6 protein-coding genes are annotated in these 7,501 nt (G+C 72.2%); all 6 read right to left on the bottom strand.

Features of this window, described 5'->3' with window-relative positions:
- Positions 1–51: 51 nt before the first annotated feature.
- The 6 genes from LWC33_RS19715 to LWC33_RS19690 all read right to left on the bottom strand — a co-directional run bounded on the left by LWC33_RS19715 (position 52) and on the right by LWC33_RS19690 (position 7,352).
- The gene (locus LWC33_RS19715; protein WP_233305885.1) at positions 52–2,004 is read right to left on the bottom strand and encodes a helix-turn-helix domain-containing protein; all 1,953 of its coding nucleotides are present in this window, start codon (positions 2,002–2,004) and stop codon (positions 52–54) included.
- Between the two features lie 122 nt (positions 2,005–2,126).
- Positions 2,127–3,368: an LLM class flavin-dependent oxidoreductase gene (locus LWC33_RS19710; RefSeq protein ID WP_233305884.1), complete on the bottom strand. Its 1,242-nt coding sequence runs from the start codon at positions 3,366–3,368 to the stop codon at positions 2,127–2,129.
- Complete coding sequence (locus LWC33_RS19705) at positions 3,365–4,165, bottom strand: SDR family NAD(P)-dependent oxidoreductase (RefSeq protein WP_233305883.1); 801 nt, start codon at positions 4,163–4,165, stop codon at positions 3,365–3,367. The genes LWC33_RS19710 and LWC33_RS19705 overlap by 4 nt, the downstream gene beginning before the upstream one ends.
- Before the next feature lie 15 nt (positions 4,166–4,180).
- A complete protein-coding gene (locus tag LWC33_RS19700; protein WP_233305882.1) occupies positions 4,181–4,954 on the bottom strand; it encodes an alpha/beta fold hydrolase in 774 nt (257 codons plus the stop codon).
- A complete protein-coding gene (locus LWC33_RS19695; RefSeq protein WP_233305881.1) occupies positions 4,951–5,577 on the bottom strand; it encodes an SDR family NAD(P)-dependent oxidoreductase in 627 nt (208 codons plus the stop codon). Before LWC33_RS19695 ends, LWC33_RS19700 begins: the two co-directional genes overlap by 4 nt.
- 197 nt (positions 5,578–5,774) lie before the next feature.
- On the bottom strand, positions 5,775–7,352 hold the full coding sequence (locus LWC33_RS19690) for an ABC transporter substrate-binding protein (RefSeq protein WP_233305880.1): 1,578 nt from the start codon (positions 7,350–7,352) through the stop codon (positions 5,775–5,777).
- Positions 7,353–7,501 lie beyond the last annotated feature (149 nt).

Genomic DNA, 7,501 nt, shown 5'->3' with positions numbered 1-7,501 from the left:
ACGCCAAAGATCAACTAGCGGCACGACCCAAGATCGACAGTGGATCCAGGCTCAGCCGGGCACGAGGTCATCGAGGGGGATGTGGTCGAGGATGCGGTGAAGCTGAAGGGCGACCTGGACGCTCAGGGAACCGTCCGGCTCGCGCCAGCGCCGGTGGCCGAGCACCCGGTCGATGCGCTCCATCCGCTGGTAGACCGTGTTCGGGTGCAGCTGCAGCGCCTTCGCGGCGGCGCGCGGGTTCTGGCCCGCGGCGAAATAGCCGTCGAGGGTCCGGAGCAGCTCGGCGCCGTGCTCCGCGTCGTAGCGCAGCAGCGGGGCGACCGTCTGGGCGAGCAGGGCGCGGACCTGGGCGCGGGAGGTGCCGTCGAGGATCAGGCCCAGCGCGCCGAGCTCGTCCGTGGTGGCGCCCTGCCCCTCCCGGCCGAGGGCGATCAGCAGGCGGTGGCAGCGATCCGCCTCCCGATGCGCGGCACGCAGCGCGCGCCCCGAGGCGGCGGGACCGGCGACGCCCGCGGTGACCCGGCCCGACGTCGCGCGGCTCAGCTGCTCGGGGACCTCGCGCGCCGCGACGGCCGGGTCGACCCCGGGCAGCAGCACCACGACGTGGGCGCCGTGTTCCAGGGCGATGCCGCCCCTGCGGGCGGCCTGCGCGCTCGCCGCCCGCAGCAGGGACCGTCGCCCGGCGTCGTCGGCCGTCATGACCACGACGGTGTGCGGCCGGTGCAGGTCCAGGGCCCGCGGCCCGGCCCGCCGGGCCCGGCGCTCCAGCGCGGCCCAGTCCGGTTCGCGCTCGGCGAGCAGCTCCTCCACTACCTCGCCGCGCAGCCGCTGCTCGGTCAGCGACACCTGCTGCTCCATGAGCTGGAGCAGGGCGGCCGTCTGCGCGGCGCGTTCCAGGATGCGCACGTCGGTGCTCGGGACGGGCCCCTCGACGTGGAGGACGAGGTGGCCGAAGCGTTCGCCGCCGGCCCGGATCGGTGCGGCCCAGGTCGTGGCGTCGAGCCGGACGGTGCCGGCCGCGTCCGGGGCGATGCCTGCCGCGACGTCGGGCGCCCGGTCGGGCAGGCTGCCGGGATGCCCGGGGCGCGTCGCCGCGGCGAGGACGACCCCCTCCGGGTCGACGGCGGCGACCCCGGCTTCGAGCATCTCGGCCACCGTGTCGACGAGGTCCGCCAGGTCGGCCCGGCGCAGCGCCATCGGGATCAGCCGCTCGTGGGCGGCGCCGGCCCTCTCGAGGGCGTCCCCGTGCCGGGCGAGCTCGTCGTTGGCCTCCCGCAGGCGGTGCGCGGTGGCCTCGGCGTCGCCGAACAGCCGCGCGTTCTCGATGACGATCGACGCGTGGTCGGCGAGCGCCGAGAGCAGGGCGATCTCGTCTCGTTCGAAGGTGCGTTCGTGGCGGTTGGCGACGAACAGCGCACCGATCACCTCCGCACCGAGGCGCATCGGCACGCCGGCCATGCTGACGATGCCGTCCTGCACGACCGCGTCGGCCACCGAGGGATCCCGGCTGATGCGCGGATCCGCCAGGTAGTCGCGGGTTGCGAACGGTTCGCCGGTCGCCACGATCAGCCCGCCGACGCCGCTGCCCTTCGGTTGCCGTACGGACTCGATCGCCCTCGTCACGGTCCCGAGCGTGATCCGCATGTAGACGTCGCCGCGCTCCGGGTCGACGAGCGCGAGGTACGTCGCGTCCGTGCCCAGCAGCTGGCGCGTCCGGCCGACGATGGCCTCCAGCGCCTCGTCGACGTCCCGGAGCGCGGCCAGCCCGCGGGCGGTCTCGAGCAGGGCCTGGGTCTCCTTCTCCCGGCGCCGGCGTCGCTGGAGCCTCGTCCGGACGACCGCGCCCTGCCGCAGCGCGTGCAGCAGGGTCTCGCGGCCCGGCCCCGGCGCCCGGGCCTCGACGGCCTCCGCGAGCCCGTGGAAGGCCTCGTCGGGTGCCTCCGTGGCCAACAGACGGAGCAGCCGCGCGAGGGTCTCCTCGACGGTGAGGTCCTTGTCGGGCACGAATCACCTCCGGCTACCGATGGCTGATCGATCGTTCAGTCATCGGCAGCGTACGGAGCGTGGTCACCGAGCGGCATCCCACGAACAGCCCAATTCGGACGTCCGGTGCGGCGCGAACGCGCTCAGACCGTGGCGTGGGGCCCGAACCGGGCGGCGACCCGCTCCTGGCTCACCTTCGGCGTCCAGCGGTCCTCCTCGTCCGCCCACACGTCGCGCAGCTTCGGGATCACCTGGGTCCCGAACAGGTGGTTGTTCTTCGCCGTCACGTCCTCGGCCAGGTCGCCGACGTGCATGCAGGTGATGAGCTGCCCGATCCGCAGGTCCGTGACCAGCTCGCGGACCCGCTGCTCGACCCGCTCCGGGGTGCCGGCGATGATGTAGCCGAGCTCGTCGTACTCCCAGAACGACAGCTCACCGCGCTGGGCCTTGAGCCGCTCCTCCGCCGAGATCGTCTTCGCGCGGGTCAGGTTCTCCCGGATCGAGGCCTGGGACGTGTAGCCGGGCGGCGTGGCCTGCCAGATCGCCGTCGGGTTCTGCCGGTAGAAGTACTTGACCGCGTCCGAGTACTGGCGCTCCGCCTCCTCGTCGGTGTCCGCGCAGCAGATCACCTGCGTGAAGGCCATCCGGTTCGGGTTCATGTTCCCGCCGGTCGCCCGGGTGTGCTCCCAGAAACCCTTGACGATCGGCTCGGCGGACTGCTTGCCCGAGAACGAGAGGTAGCCGTAGCAGTAGTCGAGGGCGTTGACCACGTCCCAGGTCTCGACGCTGCCGCTGCCGGGGATCCAGACCGGGATCTCGTCCTGGATCGGCCGCGGCCACGGGTTGACGTAGCGCAGCTTCGTGTACTTGCCGTTGAACGCGAAGGGCTCCTCGGCCTTCCAGGCCCGGGTGATCAGCTCGCGGGCCTCGTGGAAGCGCTCGCGCAGCTCGACGGGGGGGACGCCGTAGGAGAAGGCGCTGTCCATCGGGGTGCCGAACACGATGCCCGCGATGATCCGTCCGCCCGACAGGGCGTCGAGCATCGCGATCTCCTCCGCGACCCGGATCGGCGGGTTGTAGAGGGCCAGCGAGTTGCCGCACAGGGCGATGGCGGCGTTCTCCGTGGTCGCGGCCAGGATCGAGGCGATCAGGTTGGGCGACGGCGTCATGGCCAGGGAGGTCTGGTGGTGCTCGTTGAGCAGCAGCGAGTCCCAGCCGAGGCCGTCCGCCTGCTGCATCAGCCGGATGTAGGTGTGGTAGTCCTCGCCGACCTGCCGCGGGTCCGCGTACGACGCCGGCGGGGTCACCCACGAGCTGTCGACGGTGTCCCCGTACTCCGGCGGCAGCTTGCTGTAGTACTGCTGGGCGAACCAGTGGAACTTCACTTCTGCGTCTCCAGGGTGCGGTTGGCGGGTGCGGTGGCCATGGCGCCGCCGTCGACCCGGTAGGTCTCGCCGTTGACGAAGGCGGACTCGTCGGAGGCGAGGAACAGCACCATGTTGGCGATGTCCTCGGGCTCGCCGACCCGCGGCGAGGCCACCCCCTCGAGTGCGCGGACCGGCAGCTCGGGCACGGCGTCGAGCAGCTGCTGGGTGCGGATCACGCCGGGGGCGACGGCGTTGCACCGCACGCCGTCCTTGCCGTGCTGGGCCGCGATGAACCGGGTCAGGCCCACGACCGCGGCCTTCGTGGTGCCGTAGGCGGTGAGCGCGGGGCTGCCGCGCAGCCCGCCGACGGACGCCATGTTGATGATCGAGCCGCCGCCGTTCCGGACCATGTGCGGCAGCGCGAACTTGCACATCAGGAAGATGCTGCGGACGTTGGTGGCGAACGCCCGGTCCCACATCTCGAGGCTCGTGTCGATCACGGAGCCGTCGGTGAACCAGGCGTCCGGGCCGACCAGCGCCGCGTTGTTGTGGATGACGTCGATGCGCCCGTGCTTCCCGTTCACGGTCTCGACGAGGGCCTCGATCGAGCCCGCGTCGGTGGCGTCGAAGTGCACCGCCTCCGCCTCGCCGCCGATCTCGTCGCCGATGTCACCGGCCACCTGCTTCGCCCCGTCGACGTTGATGTCGGCGATCACGACGGTGGCGCCCTCGCGCGCCAGCGTGCGGGCCGTCGCCCGCCCGATGCCCGCGGCACCGCCGGTGACCAGTGCGACCTTGCCCTCGACCCGTCCCATGTGGATCCCCCTCCCTCAGCCGGCCAGGAACGTCGACACGGCGGACACGAACTCGTCCTCCTGCTCGACCATCGGGTAGTGCCCGGCGGCCTCGATGCGGTGCAGCCGCGCGTCGGGGATCAGCCGGACGAACTCCTCGGCGTAGGAGACGGGCAGCAGCCCGTCGGAGGTCCCGTGCACGACGAGCGTGGGCGCGTCGACCAGCGGCAGCCGGCGGCGCAGCCCCCGTTCGGCGATGGGCCACATGAACTTGGTGGCGGAACCGAGGTTGCGGGCGGAGAACAGGATCGGCGCGTGCGGGTCGTCCGGGTCGGGCACGAAGTTCGTCGGCTCGACGTCCGGCGGACCGGCGTGCCACTTCGCCGCCTTGACCTGGTCGGCGGGCCCGAACGGATCGAGGCTCGGCTCGTCGTCGAGCCAGAGGCCGTAGGCGTTGACCAGCACGAGGCGCCGCACCAGCCGCGGGGCGATCGCGGCGAGCTCGGCGGCGAACATCCCGCCCAGGGAGTGCCCGACGACGTCGACCGACTCCAGGCCCCAGGACTCGACGAGCTCGCGGTAGAAGAGGGCGACGTCGTGGACGTCGGTGAAGTGCTCGAAGCCGGTCGAGTTGCCGTACCCGGGCTGCTCGGGCGCGAGCACCCGGTGGTCGGCGGCGAGCCGCTTCAGGAACCCGGCACCCCCGGGGTGGCGCTCGTAGCCGTGCAGGTAGAGCAGCGGCGCGCCGGAGCCCTCCTCCCACAGCTCGACGTCGAACGTCCCGATGTTCGGGATCTCCAGCGTGGTCATGTCGCTCCCGGTTCGTGAGCAGGTTCTGGTGTGGAGCCGGTCAGAAGTCGTGGCCCAGCCCGCCGATCGGCGGCATGCCGGAGTGGGCCCAGAGGCCGCCGTCGGGCGTACTCGATCGCGGTGACCCGGGAGAGGTTCACGACCCCGGCCTTGAGCACGTTGTAGGCGCCGAGGCCGTAGTCGCCCACGAGCCCGGACACCGAGGCGGTGTTGACGATCGCGCCGCGGCCCTGCGCCAGCATCGGGACGAGCGCCACCTTGATCGCGTACCAGTACGCGACCAGGCTCGCGTCGAGCGAGCGCCGGAACCCCTCGAGCGAGAGGTCGCCGACCCGGCCCGACTCGAACGCCACGTGGTTGTTGTGCAGGACGTCGAGCGTGCCGTGGCGGTCCAACGCGAAGGCGACCAGCGCGTCGATCTCCTCGGGCTTCGAGGCGTCGCAGACCCGCAGGTCGATCGTCCCGCCGGCCTCCCGGACCTCCGCGGCGACCTTCTCGCCGGCGGCCTCGTCGATGTCGGCGATCACCACGGCCGCGCCCTCCCGGGCGAAGGTCCGCGCCGTCGCGGCGCCGATGCCCGAGCCGCCGCCGGTGATCACCGCGACCTTGCCGTCGAGCCGCATGCCGGACCTCCCGGTGCTGGTGGGATGGGGTGCGGGGCCGGTCCCCGCCGAGCACCGGCCCGCTTCCGAGTCTGCGATCGGCGCGGGGGAGGGACAACGGACGGATGCCCACCCCTCGGGCGGGATCCGTGGGTGTTCCTCCACCCGGTGGGGGTGGCCCGGCGGGGTGCGCCCCCTCCCCGCCGGGCCGGTCGGGGTCAGCCCGCGGTGACCCCGACGCCGTAGAAGGTCGGTGCGTAGGCGGGCCGGTAGCCCGCCGGGAACACCGCCTTGTCCGTCCAGGCGGACGGCGGGTAGTGCGCGTGCAGCGGGAAGCTCTTGAGGATCTTCTTCTCCTCCTCGATCATCCGGTGCATCGCCGGCAGCCGGGCGTCCCGGGACGCGCCGCTGAGCGCGTCGAGCCACGCCTTCTCGAACTCCGGGGTGGTGGTGTTCCACGGGTTGGCGTACTGGCCCGGCAGGCTCGCCTGGTACACGGTCGTCGGGTCCTGGAACGGCGCGCCCATGCCCGGGAACGCGTTGCCCTCCTGGCGGCCGTAGAAGGTCTGCGGGGTGGTGGGGGACTCGATCACCCGGGTGGTCGCCCGGAGCCCGGACTCGGCCAGCATCGGGACCAGCGCCTCCGCCACCGCGCGGTGGTCGTCGAGGCTGGGCACGAGCATCTCGAAGTCGACGCCGTTCGGGTAGCCGGCCTGGGCGAGGAGCTGCCGAGCCTTGGCCGGGTCGTAGTCGTACTCCGGGTTCTCGGGCGTGACGCTCTGGTCGAAGGCCCAGTAGTCCGGCGGCATGTACTGCGCCACCGGCTTGCCCAGTCCGAAGAACACGCCGTCGACGATCGCCTGGCGGTCGACGGCGTGCTGGAAGGCCTGCCGGACCTCCAGCTTGTCGAAGGGCGGCTTGCCGGTGTTCATGTACATGGACATGATCGACAGGCTCTTCGACTCGGCGGTGTTGAGGCCGGCGGCCTTGGCCTGGTCGGCCTGCGACGGGTCCAGGTAGGTCAGCTCGGCCTGGCCGGTCTGCAGCATGTTCATCCGGGTGGGAGCGGAGGTCTGCACGTAGATCTCGTAGTGGGCGGCCTTCGCGGCCTCCGGGTCCCAGTACCCCTCGGTGCGGTCGTACCGGCTGACCTGGCCGGGGATGTACTCGACCAGGCGGGCCATGCCCGAGCCGACCGGCTTCTGGTCCAGGTCCGGGTTCTTCATCGCCGCGGGGCTGATCATGCTGCCCGGGGTGCCGCTGAACAGGGCGGGAAGGTTGCCGCCCGGGCCGGAGAGGTTGATCCGGACCGTCGTCGGGTCGATCACCTCGGCGCCGGCGACCCGGGCCATCGCGCCCTTCTGGGTACTGCCGTCGAGGGTTTTCATCCGCTCGATGTTCGCCTTGACCGCGGCGGCGTCGAACTTCGTGCCGTCGGCGAAGGTGACGTCGTCGCGCAGCTTCATGACCAGGGCGGTCTCGTTGTCGACGAACTCCCACGAGGTGGCGAGCTGGGGCTCGAGCTCGCCGTTCTCGTTCTCCCGGATGAGCTGGTCGTAGACGAGCCGGAAGAAGATCATGTCCCACGGGTTGGCGGACTTGTGCGGGTCGAACGTGGACGGGTTCTGCACGAAGACGTACCGGAAGGTGCCGTTGGGGTCGAGCCTCCCGCCGCCGCCGGACCCGCCGCCCCCGCCGGAACCGCCCCCGCAGGCGGACAGCAGCACCGCCAGGACGGCGAGCAGGACCACCGCCAGTCGGGAACGGGTGCGGCGCAGCGTCGTTGCTGTGTTCACACGGATCTCCTCGTCACGGGACCAGGGCAGGGGGCAGCGCGCCGGCGGCGGGCGCGGGGAACCGCCGCTGCCGCACGGACGCCCGCCCACTGTGACCGCGGGCACGTCACCGGGACAACGGGAGTCCGACCAGCCGCGGGCGGCGTCGG

This window comes from Pseudonocardia terrae (assembly GCF_021343995.1).
Classification (GTDB): domain Bacteria; phylum Actinomycetota; class Actinomycetes; order Mycobacteriales; family Pseudonocardiaceae; genus Pseudonocardia; species Pseudonocardia terrae.
Note: the sequence above shows the minus strand (reverse complement) of the source record. Positions and strands in the feature narration are given on the sequence as shown.

Coding starts and splice junctions, on each gene's coding strand:
- LWC33_RS19700 (WP_233305882.1), bottom strand. CDS start 4,954: ATGACCACGCTGGAGATCCCGAACATCGGGACGTTCGACGTCGAGCTG.
- LWC33_RS19695 (WP_233305881.1), bottom strand. CDS start 5,577: ATGCGGCTCGACGGCAAGGTCGCGGTGATCACCGGCGGCGGCTCGGGC.
- LWC33_RS19705 (WP_233305883.1), bottom strand. CDS start 4,165: ATGGGACGGGTCGAGGGCAAGGTCGCACTGGTCACCGGCGGTGCCGCG.